Consider the following 23,353-nt stretch of genomic DNA (forward strand, 5'->3'; position numbering starts at 1 on the left):
CTCTGACAATGCGCGAAAAATGGACCCCCGCCGGCTGGCGCTCGAAGCCCGCCAAGCACATCCCGACGGATTATCCCGATCCGGAGGCGCTCACGCGCGTCGAGCATCAGTTGCGCTCGTACCCGCCGCTAGTGTTCGCCGGAGAGGCGCGCAACTTGAAGGCAAAGCTTGCCGAGGTCGCCGCCGGCAAGGCGTTCCTGCTCCAAGGCGGTGATTGCGCCGAGAGCTTCAAGGAATTCCACCCCGACAACATCCGCGACACCTTCCGCACGCTGATGGCGATGAGCGTCGTGCTGACGTTCGCGGCTTCGCGTCCGGTGGTGAAGATCGGGCGCCTCGCGGGTCAGTTCGGCAAGCCGCGTTCGGAGCTGACCGAGACCAAGGACGGCGTTACGCTCCCCTCCTATCGCGGCGACAACATCAACGGCATGGACTTCACGCCGGAATCGCGGACACCCGACCCCGAGCGGCTGATCAAGGCGTATTCGCAATCGGCCGCGACGCTGAACTTGATCCGCGCGTTCGCCAACGGCGGTTATGCCGATCTGCACAACGTGCATCGCTGGATGGTCGGCTTCGTCGCCGATAGCCCGCAAGGCAAACGCTACCAAGAGATTGCGGATCGCATCTCGGAAGCGATCGACTTCATGGAAGCGTGCGGGATTACGCCCGAGAGCGTGCCGCAGATGAAGCAGGTGGACGTCTACACCAGCCACGAAGCGCTGCTGCTCGGCTACGAAGAGGCGATGACGCGCGTCGATTCCACGACGGGCGATTGGTACGACACCAGCGCGCACTTCGTCTGGATCGGCGATCGCACGCGGCAGCCGGATGGGGCGCATGTCGAGTTTGCGCGCGGCATCAAGAACCCGATCGGCATCAAGTGCGGCCCGTCGCTCGACCCGGATGAGTTGCTGCGGCTGATCGATGTCTTGAACCCGAACGACGAGCCGGGCCGGCTCACGCTGATTGCGCGGTTTGGTTCGGATAAAGTGGAAGCTGGGTTGCCGAAGCTAGCGCGCGCGGTGACGAAAGCCGGGCGCAACGTGGTGTGGTCGTGTGATCCGATGCACGGCAATACGCTTAAGACTGAAAATGGATTCAAGACGCGGCCATTCGATCGCATCCTCGCCGAGGTGCGTGCCTTCACCAGCATTCTGCCGGCGGAAGGCGCCTATCCGGGCGGCGTGCACGTCGAGATGACGGGTCAGCAGGTCACGGAATGCTTGGGTGGCGCCGCCGCAGTGACGGAGGAGGATCTCTCCAGCCGCTATCACACGCATTGCGATCCGCGCCTCAATGGCCAACAGGCGCTCGATCTGGCGTTTCTCATCGCGGAGCAATTGCGCGGTCAGCGCACCAATGGGCGCAGCGCCAAGGCAGGGTGATAATGCGTAAGGTGGCGTTCGCGGCGCTCTTGGTGCTCTCCGCATGCGCGTTCAGCTCCGAGCGCGCTTTCTTCGGCGCTGCCGATGCCAGTCAGCCGATCGCCGATGGCGCGCGTTATGTTTGGCAGGCGCCGGGCGACGAGGTGATGGACGTAACCTTCCAGCTTCGCGGCGCCGAGTACGAGCTTACAGAGCGCAATCACGCCGACGATACATTGGCGGGCCTGTTGTTCATTGATGTGCCTGAAACGTCGGCTGATGATTACATCGTGCAATGGCAGCAGGAGCAGGGCAGCGACGTTCGCATCTACGCCTTCATGTGGGCGGATGGCGCTGGCTATCGGATCTACTCAAGCCCTTCTGCGTTCGATGCTCCGGATGGCTCGAAGCCGACGGAGGCGTATTGTCAGGCGATGGCGTACGGCGAGTGCCGATTTACGACGCGCGAACAATTGCTCGCGTTCTACCAGAACGTCGTTTATCCGGCGCTTGCGGGTGGCAGCGTGACGTCGGATGACTATCTGGAACTCACGCCGTTTGCCGACGCGGCGCCAGACAGGAAATAGCATCTCCGTGAAGTCACTTCGTATCGCCGTGCAGATGGATCCGATCGAGAAGATGATCGTGAACCATGACACTTCGCTTGCGCTCATGGTGGAAGCGCAGACGCGCGGGCACGAACTGTGGTGGTGGGCGCCGAACGATCTGTTCTACGACACAGGCGTGGTGAAGGCACGGGCGCGACGCGTGTCTGTGAGCTTCGACGAGGGCAAGCACTACGAGACGCACGAAGAAGCGGTGCGCGCTGCGGATGATTTCGACATCATCCTGGTGCGCCAGGATCCGCCATTCGACATGGGCTATGTGTCGAACACCTATTTGCTGGAGCTGACCAAGGCGCTGGTGATCAACCCGCCGCCCGGCATCCGCAACATCTCCGAGAAGATGTCGATCCTGCAGTTTCCGGAGCTGACGCCCACGACTTGGGTCGGGCGCGATCTCGATGCGCTGGAGGCGTTTTCGAAACGCTTCGATCAGGTGGTGCTGAAGGTGCTTTTCCTGATGGGCGGCGACGGCGTGATCAAATTGGCGGCGTCGGAGGCGGGCTTTCGCGACAAGGCGAAAGCGTTCCTCGCCGCTGCCGGTCGCGAGCCGATCCTGGCGCAAGAATTTCTGCCCGCGGTGAGTGGCGGCGACAAGCGCGTGTTCGTGATCGGCGGAGAGCCGTTTGCGGCATTGCGGCGCGTGCCGAAAGAGGGTGACTTCCGCGCCAATCTGCACGTCGGCGGCAAGGCCGAGGCGGGCGAGCTGGATGACGATGATCGGCGCATCGTCAAAGCGGTCGCGCCGTTGCTAGAGCGCGAGGGCATCGTCTTCGCCGGCCTCGACGTCATCGCGGGCAAGCTGATTGAGATCAACGTGACGTCGCCGACCTTGGCGCAGGAGCTGCAGCGATTCAGCGGTCTCGACCTGCCGAAGGCGTTTTGGGATCGCGTCGAAAAGCTGGTCTAGTAATGTTCGCGCGCGATGCGCAGAAACTCATCGCGCGTTCGCGGGTCATCCCGGATCACGCCCATGAGGCGCGATGTGATCAGGTTTGAGCCAGGCGTGTTAACCCCACGCATGGTCATGCAGGAATGCTCGGCTTCGATGATCACGCCGACTCCTTGCGGTTGCAGCACTTCCTGGATCGCTTCGGCGATTTCCGCCGTCAGCTTCTCCTGAATCTGCATGCGTCGCGCAAAGCCGTTCACGACGCGCGCGAGCTTAGAGATGCCGACGACGCGGTTGGTCGGCAGATAGCCGACGTGGGCGCGGCCGAGGAACGGCAGCATGTGGTGTTCGCAGAAACTGACAACGCGGATGTCGCGCAGCACGATCAGTTCGTCGTAACCGCCGACCTCCTCGAATGTCTTTTCCAGATAGTCGCGCGGGTCCTCAGCGTATCCGGCGAAAAGTTGTTTGTAGGAGCGTGCGACGCGGGCGGGCGTTTCGACCAAGCCTTCGCGGTCGGGGTCTTCGCCAGCCCATTCGATGAGGACGCGCACCGCTGCTTCGGCTTCCGCTTGTGTTCGTTTCGTCATGACGTGCTAACCGGTGCGCGCCGGGGCTAGTTCCGTCAACCCGCCGCAAACGACATGATCAGCACGATCGCCGCGACGTTGAGGCCGAAGCCGACGGCGAGCATGCGCTTCAATGTCACGAGCCCCGACGAATAGGCGATCGCGTTCGGCGCTGTCGCGACCGGCAGCATGAAGGCGAAGCTCGCGGCGAGCGCGACCGGGAACGCCAGCGGCTGCAGCGGCGTGTCGGTCGCGCCGGCGACCGCGGCGACGACCGGCAGCATCGACGTGAGCGTCGCGACATTGCTCGCGAGTTCGGAAATTAGAATTGTCACCACGACGAGGAGCGCCACGAGGCCGAATGCGCTGACGCCGTCGAGGCCGGCGATCCATTCACCGATCCAGGCTGCAAGGCCAGTGCTTTGCATCGCCGCGGCGAGCGAAAGCCCGCCGCCAAAGAGAATCGCGATGCCCCACGGAATGCGTTCGGCCGTCTTCCAGTCGATCAGCTTTTCGCTTTGACCGCGTCCGGACGGAATGAAGAACAATGCTAGAGCGCCGATCATGGCGATGCCGGTGTCAGTGAGGTCCGCGAGGCCGGGGATTTTCACGAGTTCGGTGCGCGTCATCCACGCGAGTGCGACCAAGGCGAACACAGCGCCGATACGAACCTCCGGCGCTGTGATGCGCCCGAGTTTCGCCAGTGCGTCTTTCACAACGGCGCCGATGGCGTCGAACCGCGCATGAGCCGTGCGGCCAAACAGAGGCAGGCACAACAGCAGCCACGCGACCGGCAGCATCAGCAGCATGATCGGAATGGCGCGCGCCATCCAATCGATGAACGCAATCGGTTCGCCCGCCCGTTCGAAGAAGGCGATGGCGATGAGGTTAGTCGGCGTGCCGACCGGCGTGCCGATGCCGCCAATGGTGGCCGCGTGAGCGACGCCGAGCGTCAACGCGCCACCAAGGGCAAGATCGGCTTTGCCGTCAGCGGACAGTGCGCGCGCAGCGCCGATGGCGATCGGCGCCAGCATCAGCGTGGTTGCGGTGTTGGAAATCCACATGGAAATGAGCGCGGACGCGATCATGAAGGCGGCCACGAGCGCAATGGGCCGTCCGCCGGCGACCGAGGCGATGGAGAGCGCGATGCGTTCATGCAAATGCCAACGCTCGACGCAGGCCGCCAGAATGAAACCGCCGATGAACAGAAAGACGATCTGGTCAGCGTAGGGAGCCGTCGCTTCACCGATGCTGGCGGCGCCGATCAGCGGCAATGCGGCGATCGGCAGAAGCGCGGTCGCCGAAATCGGGATTGCCTCGGTGACCCAGAAGACGACCATGAGCGCCGCGAGCGAGACGACGCGCCATGCTTCGACAGACAGCCCCTCTGGCGGCGGGATGAGTTGGAGGCCGATGGCGAGCGCCGGGCCGAGGATGAGGCCGATCCAACGGCCTATGCGGCCAAAGCCGGTGCTCTCGCCGATGATTTCGGTGCCCGCCATCGTTCGTCTCCGCCCTCTAAGCGCTGTACCCATCGAATCTCACCGCGTCGAGCATCCGGCCGGGGCTCCGGCGGCATCCCTGGAGCGATTGAACGGGAGAAGTGAATGCGGCGGCTGATAGTATGGTGCGCGTTTGTGTTGGCGTTTGTGTTGTCGGGCCAAGCCGCGGCGCAGGACATCAACGCACGGATATCGCCCGAGCTGCCGTACGCTGAGCCAGTACGGCAAGGGCAAGCTCTGAATTTCGATGTGATCGTTGCGAACCAAAGCCAGGCGATGGTCGAGCTGTCGAGCATCGAGGTCACGTATCTTGATGCGCGAGGCTCGGTGCTGTTTCAGCGCGAAGCCGACGCGAACGGCTCGAACCCGTCGATCAATACGATGGCGGGCCGCGTCATTGGAGTTGGTGAAGGCCGGATGTTCTTCAACCCGTTTCCCGTGATAGCGCCAGAACTTGCAGTGAGCTCTGCGCGCGTACGCATGGAGTTTAGCGTTGAGGGCCAGGACGCGACGCTGGAAGTCATCGCGAACCGCGATGTGCGCCGCGATGCGACCGTGAATGTGCGCTTGCCGTTGCGCGGCAATCTCTTGGTGTGGTCAGCGCACGACCTGATGGCGCATCATCGCCGCTTCGACTACGCGATCCCGGATGTGCGGGCCTTCGGCATCAACAGCAATTCAGGCCGCTATGGGTATGATTTTGTCATGCTCGACAGCGAAGGCCGGCGCTTCGTGGGTGATGAGAACGACGCGGAAAATTGGGTTGGCTTCAACGCGCCCGTGATGGCGCCGGGCGATGGCGTGGTCGTCGAAGTTCGGTCCGACATGCCGGACAATGGGGAATGGGATCAGTCGCAAATCCCCACTGATCCGAACATCATTTTCGGCAATCACATCATCATTGAGCACGCGCCGGGGCAGTTCTTCGTTCTGGCGCATTTGCGCCAAAACAGCCCAAGCGTGCGCGTCGGTGAGCGCGTGCGCCAAGGTCAGGTGATCGCCGCTCTTGGCCACTCGGGCAGTTCGCTCTTCCCGCACCTGCATTTCCAAGCAATCGATTCGCCGAGCTTCCTCGGCGAAGGCATACCCAGCAATTTCGAGAACTTCGATCGCCTTGCGGGCGGCGCCGCGATCCGCGTGCGGCGCGGTTCTGTGGAAACCGGAGACTACGTCCGCCCCCGCTAAGCCATGGTGCCCCAAGTCCGACTCGAACGGACACGTCCTTGCGAACGGCAGATTTTGAATCTGCTGCGTCTACCGATTCCGCCATTGGGGCATGTCCAAGGGCTTGCGGGAGCGGAGGGTTAAGAGGGCGCGCGGCGGCTGTCAAATAGGCCGCACTTTAGGCGCAGACGGGCGCCCTGACCTTTGGCCCGAACCATGCTACCCGGCGCCCATGCTCCAAGGCCTCAGAGAACGGATGATGTCCGCCGCCCGCAGCCCCAATGCGGAGCGGGCGCTGTTTACCATTTCGTTCGCCGAAAGCTCGTTCTTCCCACTGCCGCCCGACTTGATGTTGGGCCCGATGGCTGCGGCGGAGCCGAAGAAGTGGGTGCGATACGCCATCATTTGCACCATCGCATCCGTGCTGGGCGGCTTGCTCGGTTACGCGATCGGCATGTTCCTGATGGATCAGGTCGGACGGCACATCCTCAACTTCTTCGGCTATTCCGGCGACCGCGAACTGGAGTTGCGCGCGTTCTACGATCAGTACGGCGCGTGGTTCATCTTTCTGAAGGGCCTGACGCCGATCCCGTACAAACTGGTGACCATCCTCTCCGGCGCGCTGCACTTCTCATTGCCCATCTTCATTCTCGCGTCCGCCGTTACGCGCGGTCTGCGCTTCGGCTTGGTCGCCTACGTCTTCCAGCGCTTCGGTCCGCAAATCGCCCCGATCATGGAAAAGCGTATGGGTCTGGTGCTCGTCGTGGTGGCTATCGTGATCGTCGCGGCGGTGCTGGCGCTGCGATTCATGCCGCACTAAGCGCGGCTGCGCGCCGCAGACGGGGCGCTTGGTTCTGAGTTAGAGTGCCGCCGATGAACGCCTTGGCCGACCGCCTGCGCCCGATCTGGCCGCTGCTTATGCTGCTCGCCTCCGGCGCAATGCTGGCCGCGGCGCACCTCTACTTTCAGTGCTATCTCGGTTTGACGCCATGCCCGCTGTGTCTCGACCAGCGCAACTGGCATTGGGGCGTTGTTGGCGTCTCGGCGCTGGCTCTGCTCGTCGTGCGTTGGAAGCCTGGGCTTTTGCGCTGGGCCGTGCTGATCATTGGTCTCGCGCTGCTCGGCAGCGCGGCACAGGGCGCCTATCACGTCGCTGTGGAGCAGCATTGGGTGATTGCGCAGTGCGATGCGCGCGGCGCCGTCGGCCAAATTCGCCCGCTCGATTTCGAGGGCACGTTCGAAGTGCCGAAGTGCGATGAAATCGCCTGGTCGATGTGGGGCATATCGATGGCGGGCTGGAACGCGTCTATCTCCCTGCTGCTGGCGCTGGCGAGCTTCCTCGTCGCCGCGTTGCCGGAGCGAAAGGCATGAGACAGACACCGCCAATGCCTGGTGAAGATGCGCGCGAACGCCGTTTGGCCGAGATGATCCGTGTCGATCACGCCGGCGAATACGGCGCGGTGCAAATCTATCGCGGCCAGCGCGCGGTGTTCGACCGCATCGAAGGCAAGGCGCATGCAGCGCGTTTGATCGCGGAGATGGAAGAGGGCGAACAGGAGCATCTGAAGACGTTCGACCGGATGATCGCCGAGCGCGGCGTGCGGCCTACTCTAATGGCGCCGATCTGGCGCGTTGCTGGATTCGGCCTCGGCGCGGTGACGGCGCTGATGGGCGAGAAGGCCGCGCACGCTTGCACGGAAGCGGTCGAGGACGTGATCGAGGAGCATTACGGGCGCCAGAGCGAAGCGCTGCGTGGCGTGGATTCAGAGTTGAAGCATGTCGTCGACAAATTTCGCGAGGAAGAAATCGCGCACAAGGAAACCGCGATCGAACAGGGCGCACGGCACGCGCCGGGTTATTCGTTTCTTTCCGCGGTGATAAAATTTGGTTGCCGCGCGGCGATCCGTATCTCGGAAAAGGTATGAGCGCGCCGCCGGATGTTCGGCCTGCGTGCTCCGATGAGACGCAAACCGTCGCTTCCGTTTTGACCGACGCTTTCGTCGATGAAGCCGGGCTAAACTATTGGCTGCGCCAAGGCGACGCCAAGACCGCCGTGCGTCGGCGTTTCTTCAATGCCGCCGTAGGCGACGTGATCCACAAGGAACGAGAATTGTGGCTAGCGCAAGCGGACGGCGCCCCCGCGGGCGCCGCTATCTGGCTGAAGCCGGGCGATCACGCCTTTGCTTTCACCCCGCTGCAGCAACTGCTGACAACGCCGCTCTTCATCTCGATCGCAGGCTTTGAGGGGATGAAGCGAGCGCAAGAGCTAGGAGCGGCGCTCAATTCGCATCATCCAAAGCAGAAACACGCGCATCTCGTGTTTCTGGGTGTCGCACCATCAGCGCAAGGCCGCGGCGTTGGCTCGGCCATCCTGAAGCAAACACTGGCGCCTTTGGACGCGCGTGGCGTCACCGCGTATCTTGAATGCACGGCCGAGCGGAACGCGGCGCTCTACAAACGCCATGGCTTCGAGGTTACCGGCGAGTTCGATTTTCCCGGGCTGCATTTCTGGACCATGACCCGCGCGCCGCGCCCGGTCTAATCGCCGGCCTTTTCGCCGGTGCTTTGTTCAGTTGTTTTCAGCACGTCGGCCAAACGCGCTTTTGCGCTGCCAGGCTTAAGCGGCTTTGGCTGGCTCTCGTGCGGCGCCCATCCTGTAGCGGTAAGAATCTCGAACGTAGCGCAAATGCGACCGTCAGCATCGCTGAAGCGTTCGCGGTAAACCTCGAACGCTCGCGCAAGCACACGTCGGCTCAGCGCGCGCGGATGACGTTCGGTGAGCGCCGCCGTTTCACCCATCGCGCGCAGATCGGCTAAGAGCCGCATTGGTTCAGCATAGCGCACCGTGACCTTGTCGCGATCGGCGGCGGGTAACGCAAAGCCTGCGCGTTGGAGCAGCGCCGCTAAATCTTGGAGATCGGCAAAGGGTGAGACACGCGCACCCGCACCGCCGGTAAGTTCAGCTTCGGCGGTGAGCAGAGAGGTGCGCAACTCCGTCAACGTGTCGCCGCCGAACAGTGAAGCGAGGAGTAACCCATCCGGCTTCAGCGCGCGCCGTAGCTGGATCAGCGCGCCAGGGACGTCGTTCACAGTATGAAGCGCGAGAGGCGAGACGATCAGGTCGAACGCCGTCTCCGCGAACGGAAACGCTTCCGGATCGAGAACCACGGCGCCGACCGCCACATCCGCTTCGATAATCTCGCCGATCCGCTCGGCGAGCGCGGGCCGCTGCCGCACCTCTTCACCGAACAGTCCGCTGCCGCCCAAGGCGAGCGCGCGCGAAAATGGGCGCGGGATCGCCTCGAGCCGGTCGGCCAAATCCGCGACCACCCGCTGGTGCAGAAAAGCGGCGTCGCGAAAGCCCGCCGCCGCGCGGCGCTTGCGCGCGCGCACCAGACGTGGCTCGAATGGGCGGGGGGCCGACATGACCTCATCCTATCGCCCGACTGGCGCGTTCCGGAAACGCGGCGTGATCTCGCGGCTGTCAGACCTGATCTGGCCGCCACGCTCGCTGTTGTCCGACGCCATCGTCGACCGGCCCGGCGTGATCGAGGCGGAGCTGTGGGGCGAACTCAAGTTCTTGGCCGACCCTCTCTGCTTCCGCTGTGGCTTCCCGCTGCCGGACGAGGTGGGACCGGAGGCGATCTGTGGCGCGTGTTCTGGCCGAAAGCCAGCCTACGACACCGCCAGGGCGGCCTTGGTCTATGAAGATCATGCCCGGCGTTTGATCCTGGATCTGAAGCGCGGCGGCCGGCGCGATGGCTTGCCGGTGTTCGCGCGCTGGATGGGCGCGGCGACCGCTGAGGTGCTAGCGAAGGCCGATTACATCACGCCTGCGCCGATGCATTGGACCCGGCTTGCGGTGCGAAGCTTCAATCAAGCCGCTTGGCTGGCGCAGGCCTTATCCGCCGCCAGCGGCAAGCCGTGGAAACCGGGCGCCCTAAGGCGGGTTAAGAGACGCAAGAGCCAAGCTGGGCTTTCGGCGTCGGAACGGCGGCGGAACGTGGGTGGGGCGATCAAGGCGTCGGGGCGGTTCGAAGGCAAAATCATCCTTGTGGTTGACGACGTTTTCACCACAGGGGCGACTTTGGAGGCATGCAGCCGTGCATTGCGTAAAGCTGGGGCTGCAGAAGTGCATGCAGTGACCCTGGCGCGTGTTGTTAGGCCAATGGATATTTCTATCTGACAGGATTGAGTCGGATATGCCGCCGGTAACCGTCTACACGCGTTCCTTCTGCCCCTATTGCACGCGGGCCATCGCGCTGCTGCAACGAAAAGGCGCGCCTGTGACTGAAATCGACGCTGGTTGTCCTGTGAAGCGCCAAGAAATGATCCAGCGCTCCGGCCGTTGGACGTTCCCGCAGATCTTCATTGGTGAGACCCATGTCGGCGGCTGCGACGATCTCCATGCGTTGGAACAGCGCGGCGCGCTTGATCCGATGCTGGCAGGCGCCTGATGCGCAAGCTCCGCGCCGCCGCAATTCAGCTTCGCTCCGGCATTGAGCCGGCGGCCAATCGCGCCGCTGCGATGCCGTTGCTGCGCGAGGCTTCGGCGGCGGGCGCGCGGTTGGTGTGTACCCCGGAATGCACAATGGTGCTCGATCGCGACAAAGAGCGGATGCTAAAGACGATCAGCTCGGCGCAGATCGAAAGCGAAGTGAAGGCGTGGGGCGCGGCGGCGTCGGAGCTTGGTGTGTGGCTGCTGCTTGGTTCTGGCTCGGTGCCTGCCGCGAGTGGCAAGGTTTACAATCGCTCTTTCCTGTTTTCGCCAGACGGCAAGGTCGCGGCGCAATACGATAAGATCAATCTGTTCGACGTGACGCTGAGCGGCACTGAGCAGTATCGCGAGAGCGATACGTTCGAAGGCGGCAGCAAGGCTGTGTTGGTTGATGGCCCGATGGGCGCGAAGATCGGCATGACGATTTGCTACGACGTGCGCTTCGCGCCGCTCTACAGCACGCTGGCGCGCGGCGGCGCCGAGATCATCACGGTGCCGGCGGCGTTCACGGTGCCGACCGGGCAGGCGCATTGGGAGACGTTGCTGCGCGCGCGGGCGATCGAAACGCATTGCTTTGTCATCGCTCCGGCACAGGGTGGGCGGCATGAGGATGGCCGCGCGACCTGGGGCCATTCTGTGATCATCGATCCGTGGGGCAAGGTGCTGGCCAAGCTCGACCATGACGAACCGGGTTTCATCGTCGCCGATCTCGACCTAGATCAGGTGGCGGACGCGCGTGGGAAAATCCCCGCCTGGCAGGGTGGGCGTCCGTTCGAAGGCCCATGATCAAGTACGACCTCAAGTGCGATAATGGCGACGAGTTCGAAGCGTGGTTCGGCTCGATCGCCGACTACGACAAGCAGGCCGACGCCGGTTTGGTCGAATGCCCGCACTGCGGCTCCAAGCACGTGACCAAAGCGCCGATGGCGCCGGCGGTGCGGACATCACGAAAGCAGGAAGCGCGCAAGGACCGCGCCGTCGCCATGGCGATGGCCGCGAAAGTGCGCGAGCACATCAAGGACAATTTCGACTATGTCGGCGACAAATTCGCTGACGAAGCGCGCAAGATGCACGAAGGCGAAAGCGAAGAGCGCGCGATCTGGGGTGAAGCGACGCCGGAAGAAGTGCGTGCGCTGGAGGAGGATGGCGTGCCGGCCTCACCACTGCCGCCAGAATTGGCGCCGGTGCAGCCGAAGAAGCTGAACTGATGATGCGCGTCGCCTTGATTGCGTGTGCCGCGTCGCTCTCAGCGTGCACGACTGCGCCTATGGAGGGCACATACGCGGGAATGTACTTCAGCAACTTTGAAACGAGTTCATTCACGCCAGATAATTCTCGCGTTTCATGGGTGGCTCATTTCGAGGACCAGTCCGACGTGAAGCGGATATCGACGCTCATGCGCGACGGCGCAGTTCGAGCGCGATCGGTTATGCGCGGCCGCGTCGAAAGATGCGGCGGGTGCGGCAATCTCGGCGCATTCGATTACATTTTTCACGTGAGCGACGTGATCGAACTCACGCCGGTGGTCGCCGACTAGCAATCAAATAATTGACGGAGATGTCGCTGCTCAGCGCCCAGCCCTTGCCCAGCGGTTGGTAGCTGATCCCCACCGGCTCGTCCCATTGCAGGTCTGGCGCGCCGGCGCGGATTTCTTCGGGGGTGACGAGCTTCTCGAAATCGTGCGCGCCTTCGGGCGCCCATTTCAGGATGCGCTCGGCGCCGACGATGGCGAGGGCGCGGGCCTTCTGGGTGCGGTTGATGGTGGAGAGCACGAGGACGCCGTTGGGCGCGACCAACGCGGACGCGGCCGAGAGAAATGCGCCGACGTCGGAGACGTGCTCCACGATCTCCAGCGCGGTCACCAGTTCGAACGTCTCGCCGCGTTCGACGAGCGCTTCCGCCGTCGTCGCCTCGAACGCGATCTCCAGCCCAGCCTGATCGGCATAAGCCCGCGCCGCGCCGATCGCTTCCTCCGACGCATCGATCGCCGTCAGGTTCGCGCCCATGCGCGCCAGCGGCGCTGACACCAAACCGCCGCCGCAACCAAGGTCGAGCGTCTTCACGTGCTCCAACGGCTTGCGTGCCGACGTGTTGAAATGCCGAAGCGCCAGTTCGCGGATGTATTGGAGGCGCACCGGGTTCATGCGGTGCAGTGCGCCGAACGGCCCCTTCGGATTCCACCACTCAGCCGCGAGCGCGCTGAACTTGGCGATCTCGGCGGGATCGGTCGTGGTGGCCATACCCATTCAGATCGGCGGGGAAACGAGGCCGGTCAAGCCGGTATCGCGCCGCAGCATGACATGCTATTCGCGGGACGAATTCGCTTCGAGTACGGCCAACTTCCATGTCGCGTCTGGTGATGAAGTTCGGGGGCACGTCGGTGGGCGACGTGGACCGCATCGGCCGCGTCGCCCGCTTGGTCGCGTCTGAGCTGAAGCCGGGCCGCGGAGTTGCCGTGGTGGTCTCCGCCATGTCGGGCGAAACCGATCGTCTCGTCGGTTTGGCGCGCGGCGCCGCAGGTGAAGGCGGCAACACGCCGGTAATGGCCGCGAAGGACTTCAACGACGAATACGACGTGGTCGTCTCCGCCGGTGAACAGGTCACGACTGGCTTGCTGGCGCTCGCACTGCGCCGCCTGGGCGTGCCCGCGCGCTCGTGGCAAAACTGGCAGATACCGTTCCGCACCGACGCCGCGCACTCGAAGGCGCGCGTAGCGGATGTCGTTGAGCGCGAGATCGGCGCGTCGATGGATGAGGGCGTTGTCGCAGTGGTGCCGGGTTTTCAGGGCATCACCGAGGACAACCGCATCACCACGCTCGGCCGAGGCGGGTCGGACACGTCCGCTGTCGCGCTTGCGGCCGCTTTGAACGCCGAGCGTTGCGACATCTACACGGACGTCGATGGCGTCTACACCACCGATCCGCGGATCGTCTCCAAAGCGCGGCGGCTCGAAAAAATCTCGTACGAAGAAATGCTCGAAATGGCCTCGCTCGGCGCCAAGGTGCTGCAGACGCGCTCCGTCGAGCTTGCCTTCGCCAAGCGCGTGCCGGTGCGCGTGCTCTCAAGTTTTGTTGAGCCGGGAGTTCCCAACCCTGGCACGCTGGTTTGTCCCGAGGATCAGATCGTGGAAAAGCAAGTCGTCTCCGGCGTCGCGTATTCGCGCGACGAAGCCAAGATCACGCTGCTCGGCGTCAACGATGACATCGGTAGCGCGGCTGAGATTTTTGGCCGTCTCGCCGACGCCAACGTCAACGTTGATATGATCGTGCAAACCGAAGCGCGCCAATCCGGCAAGCGCAACTTCGTGTTCACATGCCCGGATCGCGACGCACCGCGCGCGGTTGAGACAATCGAGGCGGCGCGCGACAAGATTGGCGTGGAGGAAATCCATACCCGCCGCGATGTGGCCAAGGTTTCCGTTATTGGCATCGGTATGCGCAGCCAAGTCGGCGTGGCGCGCACGATGTTCAGCGCGCTTGCGCAAAAGGGCGTCAGCATCGAGGCGATTGCGACCTCGGAGATCAAAATCTCGGTTTTGATCGATGCGGCGTACACGGAGCTTGCGGTGCGCGCGCTGCACACGGCTTATGGGCTAGACGCCGTTTAACGGCGCGAACACGGAGGATTGGCGCAAGCGCAATGGTCGTGCCGTCCAACATCGGCGGGTCCCGGGTGCTCCTGCGCAAGTTGCGGGAGATCATGGGCACGGACGACGAGGCGCAAACGCGCCTCGATCGGCTCGTGGCGATGGTGGCCTCCACCATGGTCGCCGACGTTTGCTCGATCTATCTGACGCGCGGCGCCTTCCATGAATTGTTCGCGACACAAGGTCTGAAGCATGAAGCCGTTCACCGCACGCGGCTGAAAACGGGCGAAGGCCTTGTCGGCCTTGTTGCCGAAACGGCGTCACCGCTGAACATAGCGGACGCGCAGCATCACGAACGTTTCGCGTATCGCCCCGAAACCGGCGAAGAGCCGTTCAACGCGTTCCTCGGCGTGCCGATCGTGCGCTCGGAACGGACGTTCGGCGTGCTCGTCGTGCAGAACCGCGCGCAGCGCGTGTATGGCGAAGATGAAGTCGAGGCGCTGCAGACCGTCGCCATGGTTTTGGCGGAGATGGTGGCGTCCGGCGCGTTCGGCGATCTCTCCGGCCTGGCCGATGTCGAAGCACGCGCCAGCCGGCCGGAGTTGCTGCAGGGACGGGCGTTTTCCGACGGCATTGCGATCGGCACGGTGGTTCTGCACGAACCGCATGCCCCGCTGGGCCGCGTCATCGCCGACGATCCTGTACGGGAAGAAGCGCGGCTCGACGCGGCGTTGGGCTCCGTACGTGGCGCGCTTGTCGAAATGCTGGAGGGCGACCCTGGACGCATCTCTGGCGCGTCGCGCGAGGTGCTTGAAACATTCACCATGCTCGCGGCCGATCCGAGCTGGGAGCTGAAGCTGAAGCACGGCGTGCGTGCGGGGCTTTCCGCGGATGCCGCCGTCGAGCGTGTGCGCGGCGAACACCGCGCTAAGTTCAACGCCACGCGCGATCCGTATTTACGTGAGCGCCTGCACGACTTGGAAGACTTGGACAATCGCTTGCTGCGAGCACTCGCTGGCGTCGACGCCGCAGCGCGCCCGATGCCCGAAGACGCTATCTTGGTGGCGCGTGAGCTGGGGCCAGCAGAATTGCTCGACTACGGCGCAGAACGGCTCAAAGGCGTTGCGCTGGAAGAGGGCGCGAACACAGCGCACGCGGTGATCGTGGCGCGCGCGCTCGGCATTCCGATGGTGGGATCGCTGCACGGCCTGCTCTCGCGCGTCGAGGATGGCGATGCGCTGGTGCTCGATGGCGAGCGCGGAGAGGTGCGGTTGCGGCCCGAGCCGCAGATCATCTCGGCGTATCAGCAGCGCGTTACTCTGCGTTCGGCGCGGGCGGCCGAGTTCGCGCGGCTGAAGGACATCCCACCCGTTACGGCGGACGGCGAGCGCATGACGTTGCTGCTCAACGCCGGACTCGCGCTTGACGTGCACCACCTCGACGAAGTCGGCGCCGAGGGCATCGGGCTTTTCCGCACCGAGTTTCAGTTCATGGTCTCCGAGACGCTGCCGCGGCTCGAGAGCCAAACCATGCTCTACCGCGACGTGCTTGAAGCCGCGGGCAATCGCCCCGTCACATTCCGCACCCTCGACCTCGGCGGCGACAAGGTGCTGCCATACGTGGCGGCAGAGCGCGAGGAGAACCCGGCTTTGGGCTGGCGCGCTGTCCGCATCGGCCTCGATCGGCCGGCGCTGCTCCGTTACCAGCTCCGCGCGCTGATCAACGCGGCTGCGGGCCGACGGCTTAGGGTCATGTTTCCGTTGGTGACGACTGTGGCGGAATTTGACGCTGCGCGGGCGTTGGCGGATCGCGAGTTGGAGTGGGGCCGCGCGCATGGCCGCAAGCCGCCTTCGCTGGTCGAAATCGGGGTCATGGTTGAAGCACCGGCGTTGGCGTGGAGCATTCCCGACTTGAAGGGCCGGGCGGACTTCCTCTCCATCGGCACCAACGACTTGATGCAATATTTCTTCGCCGCCGATCGGGGTAACGCGCGTGTTTCCGAACGCTACGACATCCTTTCCGCGCCGGCGCTGCGTTTCCTGAAGCGTATTCGCGAAGATGCCGATGCGGCCGGACTGCAAGTCTCGATCTGTGGTGAAGCCGCGGGCCGGCCGCTGGAAGCGATCGCGTTTGCGGCCTTGGGTTTCCGCCGCTTGTCCATGCCAGCATCAGGCGTCGGGCCGGTGAAGCGGATGATCCTTTCGTTGGACGCGCGTGAAGCTGCGACGGCAGTTGCGCGAATGATGCGTTACGACATGCCAACGATCCGCGGCGAACTCACAGAATTTGCCGCTTCACGCGGATATGCGCTGTGATGCGTCGCTGCGCGCCGTTGAGGCTCGTGTGATTCGGGATTAAGCTCGTTTCGTGGCTTAAAATTTGCCTTTGTAAACGAATGGTCTCTAGGAGGGACCCGTCGCACTGATGTTGCAACCCGTACCCACCGATCCGCAAGCCGAGCCGGACGCCGAAGCGCGCACGCAACGCCAGGCGCAGACGCGCCCGGTTGCGCCGCCGCCTGAGCTCGACCCGGCGTGGCGGGCAGGGCGCAAGTTGAGCGAAGCGCGCCGCCAACGCGGTTGGACCATCGAAGAAGTCGCGGATCGCATTCGGGTGCGGAAGGAATTCCTCGAGGCGCTCGAGGACATGAACGTCAAGCTACTGCCCGGTAAGGCCTATGCGCTGGCCTTTCTTAAGTCCTACGCCCGCGAGCTGGGCATGGACGAGAAGGCGATCCTCGACCAATTCCAAGACGAGAGCGCGCTGACCCGCGAGGACGCCAACAAGCAGATCCGCAATCCCAGCTCCAAACCGCGTCGTGAACGGCCCTGGGTGGCGGCGGCGGGCCTCCTAGTCATCGCAGCGCTGTTCGTGGGCTGGCGCGCCTATCAGACCAACAATGCGCCCGCCGAGGAGGCCGTGGCTTCGGTCCCGGCAGGCTCCAGCGCCGCGCCAGCCAATACCTCGGCGCCCGCCGCCGTCCGCAGGATCGTGGAGGTCCGGGCCCTCCAGGAGGGCTGGCTTGAGGCACGCGGTCCAGACGGCACCGTGTTCCTCTCGCGGACCCTGCAACCGGGCGATGTTTACCGTCCCGACGCCAGCCCTGGCTGGACCCTTCACGCCCGCGATGGCGGAGCATTTGAGCTGTTCGTGGACGGTGCGGTTGCAGGCCCGCTGGGCGCCGCCGGGATGCCGGTCTTGGGCCGTCAGATCGACCAAATCCAGCCGTTGACCCAGGCCGAGCTTCAGTCCCCGCGCAGCTAGCCGCAGGCTGGAGGGCTGTTAGGGCCGCCCGCGAGGGTTTATCTCCGGCGTGAAAGGATGCCCTCCCATGGACGGCGCGCACGGCGACTTGCACCACATCCGCCCCTGGCGGCGGATTGAGCGCCGGCGCTCACGCAAGATCCGCGTGGGCAACGTCGAGGTCGGCGGCGATGCGCCGATCACCGTCCAGTCCATGACCAATACGCCGACTGCCGACGCCGCGGCGACCATCGATCAGATCCGGCGATTGGAAGAGGCCGGCGCCGACATCGTGCGGGTGTCCTGCCCCGACGAAGAATCCACGGCCGCCTTCGCCAAGATTGCACGAGCGGCGAAAGTACCGCTCGTCGCGGACATCCACTTTCACTACCGACGCGCCCTAGAGGCTGCTGCCGCCGGCGCGGCTTGCTTGCGCATCAACCCCGGCAACATCGGCGCGGCGTCACGCGTCAAAGAAGTGGTGCAGGCCGCAAAGGATCATGGTTGCTCGATCCGCATCGGCGTCAACGCCGGTTCGCTTGAGCAGCATCTACTGGAGAAGTACGGCGAGCCTTGTCCCGAAGCGATGGTTGAAAGCGCGCTTGGCCACATCGCTTTGCTCGAGGAGCACGACTTTCGCGAATACAAGGTCAGCGTGAAGGCGTCGGACCCGTTTCTCACCGCTGCCGCGTATCACGCGCTCGCGGACGCCACCGACGCGCCGCTACACCTCGGCGTCACCGAAGCTGGCGCGCTGCGCACAGGCACAGTGAAGTCGTCTATCGCCATGGGCTCACTGCTGTGGGCAGGCATTGGCGACACCATTCGCGTTTCGCTTGCCGCAGACCCGGTTGAGGAGATCAAGGTCGGCAACGATCTGCTGAAGTCACTTGGCCTGCGCCACCGCGGCGTGACCATCATCGCGTGCCCCTCATGCGCGCGGCAGGGCTTCAACGTCATCGCGACCGTCGACGAGCTTGAAAGGCGCGTCGCACACATTGCCGAGCCGATCACTCTGTCGATTATCGGTTGCGTCGTGAACGGGCCGGGCGAGGCGCTGATGACAGACTTTGGCTTCACCGGTGGCGGCAAGGGCGCCGGCATGGTCTATGTCGCCGGTCAAGCCGACCACAAGGTCGACAATGCCTCGATGATCGACCATATCGTGGGCTTGGTTGAGGAACGCGCCCGCGCGATCCGCGACGCCAGCGAACCGGCGAAGGGTTAATCCATGCTGCAGCGGCACCTGCAGGACACGTACGAATATCTGTTCGACGCCGCGCATCGCGCGATGCAGGCCGGAGGTTCATTCGCGCCGTTCGGCGCCGGCATCCGCAAGACCGGCGAGCAGATTCACACCAACGTCGACTTGCCGATCGACACTTCCGCACCCGCTGATCACATCTCCGGTCTCATCGCAGGCTTCCGCCTCGATGAAGAAGAGAACGGCTTGATCGCGGCCGGTTTGGTGTTCGACGGCCGATCGCGCAGCGATGACGCCGCGGCGCTTTGCTTTCATATTGAGGCAGCGAACGGCAAGGCCGTCGAAGTCATCGTGCCTTACCAGCGCCGCGACGCGACGACGATCGCCTTCGACGAGCCGCAGATTTCGGAAGTCGAAGCCGAGATTTTCAGCGAAGTGATGTGAACGCGCGTCATGTCTGATCTAGCGCGCCTGGAACGCCGCCTGAACCAGGCAGTCGATCGCTTTGAGCGTGTGGAAGCGCGTTTGGCGGCTGCCACCGATGGCGCCGAGATCGTCAAGCTTGGCCAAGAGCACGCTGAGCTCAAACCTTTGGTGGATGCGATCTCTGCGGTGAAATTCGTCCGTTCGGACATTTCCAATCTCGAAGCGATGGCCAAGGACGGCGACGCCGAGATGGCGGCGCTTGCACGGGATGAACTCCAAGCCGCAAAGGACAAGCTTCCCGAGTTGGAGCAAGCAGCGCTGCTGCTCCTCGCGCCGAAGGACAAAGACGAAAGCGCCTCCGCTATCCTCGAAGTTCGCGCAGGCACGGGCGGCGACGAAGCAGCTTTGTTCGCCGCTGATCTTTTCCGCATGTATCAGAAATACGCGTCGTCGCGACGTTGGCGGTTTGACGTTGAGAGCCTCTCCGAAACCGGCCTCGGCGGATTGAAGGAGGCCACTGCCAGCATCACCGGTCCCGGCGTGTTCGGTCGCCTGCGCTTCGAAAGCGGCGTGCATCGGGTGCAACGTGTGCCGGAGACTGAAGCGGGTGGGCGCATTCATACATCGGCAGCGACGGTGGCGGTGCTGCCGCAGCCCGAGGGTGACGTCGACATTGTCGTCGACGACAAGGACATTCGTATCGACACCATGCGCGCATCCGGCGCCGGCGGTCAGCACGTCAACAAGACGGACTCCGCTGTCCGCATCACGCACATTCCGAGCGGCATCGTGGTGATCGCGCAAGAAAAATCGCAGCACCAGAACCGAGCCAACGCCATGAAGGTGCTGAAAGCAAAGCTCTACGATGCAGAGCGTGCGCGCCAGGACGCGGAGCGCGCTGCGGAACGCAAGGGACAAGTGGGTTCCGGCGATCGCAGCGAACGCATCCGCACCTACAATTTTCCGCAGGGTCGCGTCACAGACCATCGCATCAATCTGACACTCTACAACCTCAGTGAAGTCATCGAAGGCGCGATCGATCCGGTGCTTGATGCGCTGGCAGCCGAGGATCGGGCGCGGAAGCTGGCAGCGCTTGAGGACGACGCGTGAGTACAGCGCTCGTCACGCTCTGGACGGATGTGAAGCGACGCCTGGAGGCGGCGGGCGTGGATACGCCGGTGTTTGATGCGCGGCTGTTGGTGGAAGCGGGGGCAAGTGTTTCGCGCCTGGATATTGTCACCGATCCGCGCCGTGTTCTGAGCGATGAGCAAGTGGCCGCTGTCGATGCGCTGACGCGCCGCCGCGAAGCGCGCGAGCCGGTGGCGCATATCATCGGGCGTCGGCACTTCTGGACAATCGAACTCGCCGTCACGCCGGACGTGCTGATCCCGCGTCCAGAGACAGAGCTGCTGGTGGAATCCGCGATCCACGTCTTGACGCCAGACCAGCCCGCGAGTGTGCTCGATCTGGGCGTCGGCTCTGGTGCAATCCTTTTCGCGATCCTCAAGGAACGCCCACACGCGATTGGCGTGGGCATCGACGTGAGTGGCGATGCGCTTGGGATCGCACGGCTCAATGCCGATGCACTAGGCTTGTCCGACCGCGTTGACTTGCGTGTCAGCGATTGGGCTTCAGACGTCGAAGGTCAGTTCGATCTCGTCGTCTCCAACCCACCGTACATTCCATCGAAGGACATCGACACGCTGGAGCCTGAAGTGGCGCGGTTTGAACCGCGCCTTGCACTCGACGGCGGCGCTGACGGTCTGAATGCGTACCGCGCGATCGTCGCCGCTCTGCCGCGTTTACTCAAACCCGAGGGGACGTTCGCGCTTGAGGTTGGCATCGGCCAAGCAGAGGACGTTCGCGCTTTGGCGGAGGCCGCAGGCTTATCCACTGGCCCTGCCAAGCGGGATCTCGCGGGAATCCCCCGTGTGGTGAATGGCTGGCGTGCGGCATGAATACCGTCCCTGAAATATTCCTTGGAGCCGGGCCAGACACGCATTACCTTAGTCCTCGGAATCGATGGTCCAGTTCGAGGGGCTCGGCGGACGACGGTTCCATGAAGGCGAGCGTACTCTCAGACGCCGCCCCAGCTTCCTCAGCAAGAGGTCAGGAAACGAAACGCGGCAATGACCGCTCATACGGCCCAAAGTCGAACGCGACAGGCCCATTTGGCTTTTCATAACGAGGCGCGAGCCGACACGAGACCGATAAGGTCTCGGGCGCGGCGGCGGACCCTCAACGGAACACTCAATGCACGGTGGACATTCGATGAAGCGTCAACGAGGCCGCGGTCGTAGACCAGGCGGCGGCGGTGGCGGAGGCGGTGGTGGCAGCCACCAGCCACACAACAACAACCCGAACCGGACCATGGAAAGTAATGGTCCCGAAACCAAAGTGCGCGGACCCGCGTCCGTCATATATGAGCGCTACCTGCAGTTGGCGCGCGATGCGACGAGTTCTGGTGATCGCGTCTTAGGCGAGAACTACCTCCAGCACGCCGATCACTATTTCCGCCTCGTGCGCTCGATGCAGCCGGCGCAGCCGCATCCGCAGCAACAACAGGATCGCTTCAACGACGCCGAGCGCGACGGCTACGAAGAAGGCTCGCAAGAGATGGATCGCGCCGAAGGCGGAGAGACGTCACCTGAGGGCGATGAGCAGCCGGACGCTGAATTCTCTCAAGGGCAACCGCAACACGGACAAGACCGCGAAGGCGGCAACCGTCGCCGCGGCCGTCGCAACCGTTTCCGTCCGGGTGAAGGCGAAGGGGCGGAAGCCGCGCCCCGCGAAGGCGGCGGGGAAGAACGTACGGAAAGCCGCCCGCCGCGCGAGCCTCGCGCTGAAGGCGAAGCCCGCGAACCACGCCGTGAACGCGCACCGCGCGAACAACGCGAAGAGCGTGAGGCTGGTCCGGAAGGCTTCTCCAGCGGTCCTAAGCCCGCGTTCCTGCGCGGCGACTGATTAGCGCTTAGACGTCGGCGGACGAGGCGGCGCTGCGAGGCGTCGCTCGAGATAGGTGCGCGCGTGCACATCGACTTCGGCGAGGTGATCTTCGCCGGGATCGCGGCCACGGAAGAAGTGATCGGCGCCTTCAATTGGCGCGCCATCGACCTTGATATTCTTCTGCGTGCGGATGCGCCCAATGACGCGTTCCATATCCTGCGCAGTCGTCACGCTGTCTCGCGTGCCGTAGATAATCACGCCTGAAGCGGGGCAGGGTGCGAGGAACGAGAGGTCGTAGTGGTTGGCCGGCGGCGCCACCGCGATGAAGCCGTCGATCTCCGGACGACGCATCAGCAGTTGCAGCCCGATCCAAGCGCCGAACGAATAGCCGCCAACCCAGCACTGCTCGGCGTTGGGGTTCATGCCTTGCAAATAGTCGAGCGCGGAGGCGGCGTCCGAAAGCTCGCCCATGCCGTTGTCGAACACGCCCTGGCTGCGGCCGATGCCGCGGAAGTTGAAGCGCAGAGCGCCGAAGCCCTTATCGACGAAAAGCTTGTAGAGTTGGACCGTGACACGGTCCTGCATCGAGCCGCCGGCGCGCGGGTGGCCGTGCAAGATAAGCGCGATCGGCGCGCCTTCCTTCGGCGGCTCCTGGTACCGGCCTTCAACACGCCCGGCTGCGCCCGGGAAAATCACTTCTGGCATTCACGACCCCGGCCGGCGCGATGGAACTATCGGCGGCGAATTCTTGACTAAAACACTCAGGTATCTTAGCTAGCAACCTAAGAATAGGCCCGAGAGAGGGTCTCTCAGGCCAGCCCCGAAGGGGGCGCCTTCTAGCACATGAATTTGGGGGCGTGCGAGGGCGCGGGAAGGGATCAGGTATGCGTTTGACCTCGAAAGGCCGCTACGCGGTCATGGCAATGGCGGATCTAGCACTCCACGGCGGCGGCGAACGCGCCGTGCCGCTGCAGGAAGTGGCGCGCCGGCAAGAGATTTCGCTCTCCTATCTCGAACAGCTGTTCGCCAAGATGCGCCGGGCCGGGCTGGTGTCCGGTGTGCGCGGACCCGGTGGTGGTTATCGCCTAGCGCGGTCGGCGGATAGCGTGACTGTCGCTGAAATCATCGCGGCTGTGAACGAACCGATCAAAGCGACGCGCTGCGACGACGCCTCCACCAAAAGCTGCATCGGCAAAACCGGCCGCTGCATTGCGCATGGGCTCTGGCAAGAGATGGGCGATCGTATCCACCTCTTTCTCGCGTCCGTGTCACTCGCCGACGTGCTGGAGCGCCGTTTCGACGGCGGCGCACGCGTGGCCGCGGAATAAAGCTG

27 protein-coding genes and 1 tRNA gene are annotated in these 23,353 nt (G+C 63.8%); 22 read left to right on the forward strand and 6 right to left on the reverse strand.

Going from position 1 to position 23,353, the window contains the following annotated elements; genetic code table 11:
* Positions 1 to 8: 8 nt before the first annotated feature.
* The 3 genes from DSM104635_RS09385 to gshB are packed head-to-tail and all read left to right on the forward strand — an operon-like array spanning position 9 to position 2,900.
* Positions 9 to 1,388 (forward strand): class II 3-deoxy-7-phosphoheptulonate synthase, encoded by a 1,380-nt coding sequence (locus DSM104635_RS09385; RefSeq protein WP_158765949.1) that lies wholly within the window; start codon positions 9 to 11, stop codon positions 1,386 to 1,388.
* A gap of 2 nt (positions 1,389 to 1,390) precedes the next feature.
* Positions 1,391 to 1,954, forward strand: coding sequence for a hypothetical protein (locus tag DSM104635_RS09390; protein WP_158765950.1), 564 nt, complete (start codon positions 1,391 to 1,393; stop codon positions 1,952 to 1,954).
* 7 nt (positions 1,955 to 1,961) lie between these two features.
* Positions 1,962 to 2,900 (forward strand): glutathione synthase, encoded by a 939-nt coding sequence (gene gshB / locus DSM104635_RS09395; protein ID WP_158765951.1) that lies wholly within the window; start codon positions 1,962 to 1,964, stop codon positions 2,898 to 2,900.
* Here the strand turns inward: gshB and folE are convergent.
* Both folE and DSM104635_RS09405 read right to left on the reverse strand, forming a co-directional pair.
* Positions 2,897 to 3,472 (reverse strand): GTP cyclohydrolase I FolE, encoded by a 576-nt coding sequence (gene folE / locus DSM104635_RS09400; RefSeq protein WP_158765952.1) that lies wholly within the window; start codon positions 3,470 to 3,472, stop codon positions 2,897 to 2,899. The genes gshB and folE overlap by 4 nt on opposite strands.
* A gap of 35 nt (positions 3,473 to 3,507) precedes the next feature.
* Positions 3,508 to 4,953 (reverse strand): SLC13 family permease, encoded by a 1,446-nt coding sequence (locus DSM104635_RS09405; protein ID WP_158765953.1) that lies wholly within the window; start codon positions 4,951 to 4,953, stop codon positions 3,508 to 3,510.
* A gap of 105 nt (positions 4,954 to 5,058) precedes the next feature.
* On the opposite strand from DSM104635_RS09405, the gene DSM104635_RS09410 reads away from it, so the two are divergent.
* Positions 5,059 to 6,138 (forward strand): M23 family metallopeptidase, encoded by a 1,080-nt coding sequence (locus tag DSM104635_RS09410; RefSeq protein ID WP_158765954.1) that lies wholly within the window; start codon positions 5,059 to 5,061, stop codon positions 6,136 to 6,138.
* A gap of 4 nt (positions 6,139 to 6,142) precedes the next feature.
* Here the strand turns inward: DSM104635_RS09410 and DSM104635_RS09415 are convergent.
* Positions 6,143 to 6,229 (reverse strand) — tRNA-Leu (locus DSM104635_RS09415).
* Between the two features lie 147 nt (positions 6,230 to 6,376).
* On the opposite strand from DSM104635_RS09415, the gene DSM104635_RS09420 reads away from it, so the two are divergent.
* Genes DSM104635_RS09420 through DSM104635_RS09435 form a run of 4 tightly spaced genes read left to right on the forward strand, consistent with a single transcriptional unit; the run spans position 6,377 to position 8,659 of the window.
* Positions 6,377 to 6,937 (forward strand): YqaA family protein, encoded by a 561-nt coding sequence (locus tag DSM104635_RS09420; protein WP_228445999.1) that lies wholly within the window; start codon positions 6,377 to 6,379, stop codon positions 6,935 to 6,937.
* Between the two features lie 53 nt (positions 6,938 to 6,990).
* On the forward strand, positions 6,991 to 7,488 hold the full coding sequence (locus DSM104635_RS09425) for a disulfide bond formation protein B (RefSeq protein WP_158765956.1): 498 nt from the start codon (positions 6,991 to 6,993) through the stop codon (positions 7,486 to 7,488).
* Positions 7,485 to 8,042: a demethoxyubiquinone hydroxylase family protein gene (locus tag DSM104635_RS09430; RefSeq protein ID WP_158765957.1), complete on the forward strand. Its 558-nt coding sequence runs from the start codon at positions 7,485 to 7,487 to the stop codon at positions 8,040 to 8,042. The genes DSM104635_RS09425 and DSM104635_RS09430 overlap by 4 nt, the downstream gene beginning before the upstream one ends.
* The gene (locus DSM104635_RS09435; RefSeq protein WP_158765958.1) at positions 8,039 to 8,659 is read left to right on the forward strand and encodes a GNAT family N-acetyltransferase; all 621 of its coding nucleotides are present in this window, start codon (positions 8,039 to 8,041) and stop codon (positions 8,657 to 8,659) included. Before DSM104635_RS09430 ends, DSM104635_RS09435 begins: the two co-directional genes overlap by 4 nt.
* On the opposite strand, the gene DSM104635_RS09440 is transcribed toward DSM104635_RS09435, so the two are convergent.
* A complete protein-coding gene (locus DSM104635_RS09440; RefSeq protein WP_158765959.1) occupies positions 8,656 to 9,543 on the reverse strand; it encodes a methyltransferase domain-containing protein in 888 nt (295 codons plus the stop codon). The genes DSM104635_RS09435 and DSM104635_RS09440 overlap by 4 nt on opposite strands.
* Between DSM104635_RS09440 and DSM104635_RS09445 the strand changes: the two genes are divergently transcribed.
* The 5 genes from DSM104635_RS09445 to DSM104635_RS09465 are packed head-to-tail and all read left to right on the forward strand — an operon-like array spanning position 9,542 to position 12,152.
* Positions 9,542 to 10,303, forward strand: coding sequence for a ComFC family protein (locus DSM104635_RS09445; protein WP_158765960.1), 762 nt, complete (start codon positions 9,542 to 9,544; stop codon positions 10,301 to 10,303). The genes DSM104635_RS09440 and DSM104635_RS09445 overlap by 2 nt on opposite strands.
* A 16-nt stretch (positions 10,304 to 10,319) precedes the next feature.
* Positions 10,320 to 10,574: a glutaredoxin 3 gene (gene grxC / locus DSM104635_RS09450; RefSeq protein ID WP_158765961.1), complete on the forward strand. Its 255-nt coding sequence runs from the start codon at positions 10,320 to 10,322 to the stop codon at positions 10,572 to 10,574.
* Positions 10,574 to 11,401, forward strand: a complete 828-nt coding sequence (locus DSM104635_RS09455; RefSeq protein ID WP_158765962.1) for a carbon-nitrogen hydrolase family protein — start codon at positions 10,574 to 10,576, stop codon at positions 11,399 to 11,401. Before grxC ends, DSM104635_RS09455 begins: the two co-directional genes overlap by 1 nt.
* The gene (locus tag DSM104635_RS09460) at positions 11,398 to 11,823 is read left to right on the forward strand and encodes a DUF1178 family protein (RefSeq protein ID WP_158765963.1); all 426 of its coding nucleotides are present in this window, start codon (positions 11,398 to 11,400) and stop codon (positions 11,821 to 11,823) included. The genes DSM104635_RS09455 and DSM104635_RS09460 overlap by 4 nt, the downstream gene beginning before the upstream one ends.
* A complete protein-coding gene (locus DSM104635_RS09465) occupies positions 11,823 to 12,152 on the forward strand; it encodes a hypothetical protein (protein ID WP_158765964.1) in 330 nt (109 codons plus the stop codon). The genes DSM104635_RS09460 and DSM104635_RS09465 overlap by 1 nt, the downstream gene beginning before the upstream one ends.
* Here DSM104635_RS09465 and ubiG read toward each other — a convergent pair.
* Positions 12,130 to 12,855, reverse strand: a complete 726-nt coding sequence (gene ubiG / locus DSM104635_RS09470) for a bifunctional 2-polyprenyl-6-hydroxyphenol methylase/3-demethylubiquinol 3-O-methyltransferase UbiG (protein ID WP_228446001.1) — start codon at positions 12,853 to 12,855, stop codon at positions 12,130 to 12,132. The genes DSM104635_RS09465 and ubiG overlap by 23 nt on opposite strands.
* A 104-nt stretch (positions 12,856 to 12,959) precedes the next feature.
* Between ubiG and DSM104635_RS09475 the strand changes: the two genes are divergently transcribed.
* From DSM104635_RS09475 to DSM104635_RS09510, 8 genes are all read left to right on the forward strand, one after another.
* Positions 12,960 to 14,222, forward strand: coding sequence for an aspartate kinase (locus tag DSM104635_RS09475; protein ID WP_158765966.1), 1,263 nt, complete (start codon positions 12,960 to 12,962; stop codon positions 14,220 to 14,222).
* A 32-nt stretch (positions 14,223 to 14,254) separates the two neighbouring features.
* Positions 14,255 to 16,516 carry a phosphoenolpyruvate--protein phosphotransferase gene (ptsP, locus tag DSM104635_RS09480; RefSeq protein ID WP_158765967.1) on the forward strand — a complete coding sequence of 754 codons (2,262 nt, stop codon included), beginning with the start codon at positions 14,255 to 14,257 and terminating at the stop codon, positions 16,514 to 16,516.
* 109 nt (positions 16,517 to 16,625) lie between these two features.
* The gene (locus DSM104635_RS09485) at positions 16,626 to 17,465 is read left to right on the forward strand and encodes a helix-turn-helix domain-containing protein (protein WP_158765968.1); all 840 of its coding nucleotides are present in this window, start codon (positions 16,626 to 16,628) and stop codon (positions 17,463 to 17,465) included.
* Positions 17,466 to 17,532: 67 nt separating this feature from the next.
* Entirely contained in the window at positions 17,533 to 18,672 is a 1,140-nt protein-coding gene (gene ispG, locus DSM104635_RS09490) for a flavodoxin-dependent (E)-4-hydroxy-3-methylbut-2-enyl-diphosphate synthase (protein WP_158765969.1), read from the forward strand.
* A 3-nt stretch (positions 18,673 to 18,675) separates the two neighbouring features.
* Positions 18,676 to 19,092, forward strand: a complete 417-nt coding sequence (locus DSM104635_RS09495) for a hypothetical protein (protein WP_158765970.1) — start codon at positions 18,676 to 18,678, stop codon at positions 19,090 to 19,092.
* Between the two features lie 9 nt (positions 19,093 to 19,101).
* Entirely contained in the window at positions 19,102 to 20,184 is a 1,083-nt protein-coding gene (gene prfA / locus DSM104635_RS09500) for a peptide chain release factor 1 (RefSeq protein ID WP_158765971.1), read from the forward strand.
* Positions 20,181 to 21,032, forward strand: a complete 852-nt coding sequence (prmC, locus tag DSM104635_RS09505) for a peptide chain release factor N(5)-glutamine methyltransferase (protein WP_158765972.1) — start codon at positions 20,181 to 20,183, stop codon at positions 21,030 to 21,032. The genes prfA and prmC overlap by 4 nt, the downstream gene beginning before the upstream one ends.
* A 313-nt stretch (positions 21,033 to 21,345) precedes the next feature.
* Entirely contained in the window at positions 21,346 to 22,038 is a 693-nt protein-coding gene (locus DSM104635_RS09510; protein WP_158765973.1) for a DUF4167 domain-containing protein, read from the forward strand.
* Here the strand turns inward: DSM104635_RS09510 and DSM104635_RS09515 are convergent, their stop codons facing one another.
* Entirely contained in the window at positions 22,039 to 22,725 is a 687-nt protein-coding gene (locus tag DSM104635_RS09515; RefSeq protein WP_158765974.1) for an alpha/beta hydrolase, read from the reverse strand. It abuts the gene before it with no gap.
* A gap of 179 nt (positions 22,726 to 22,904) precedes the next feature.
* On the opposite strand from DSM104635_RS09515, the gene DSM104635_RS09520 reads away from it, so the two are divergent.
* A complete protein-coding gene (locus DSM104635_RS09520) occupies positions 22,905 to 23,348 on the forward strand; it encodes an Rrf2 family transcriptional regulator (RefSeq protein ID WP_158765975.1) in 444 nt (147 codons plus the stop codon).
* Positions 23,349 to 23,353 lie beyond the last annotated feature (5 nt).

The sequence above is a fragment of the Terricaulis silvestris genome, assembly GCF_009792355.1.
In the GTDB taxonomy this organism is placed as follows: domain Bacteria; phylum Pseudomonadota; class Alphaproteobacteria; order Caulobacterales; family Aquidulcibacteraceae; genus Vitreimonas; species Vitreimonas silvestris.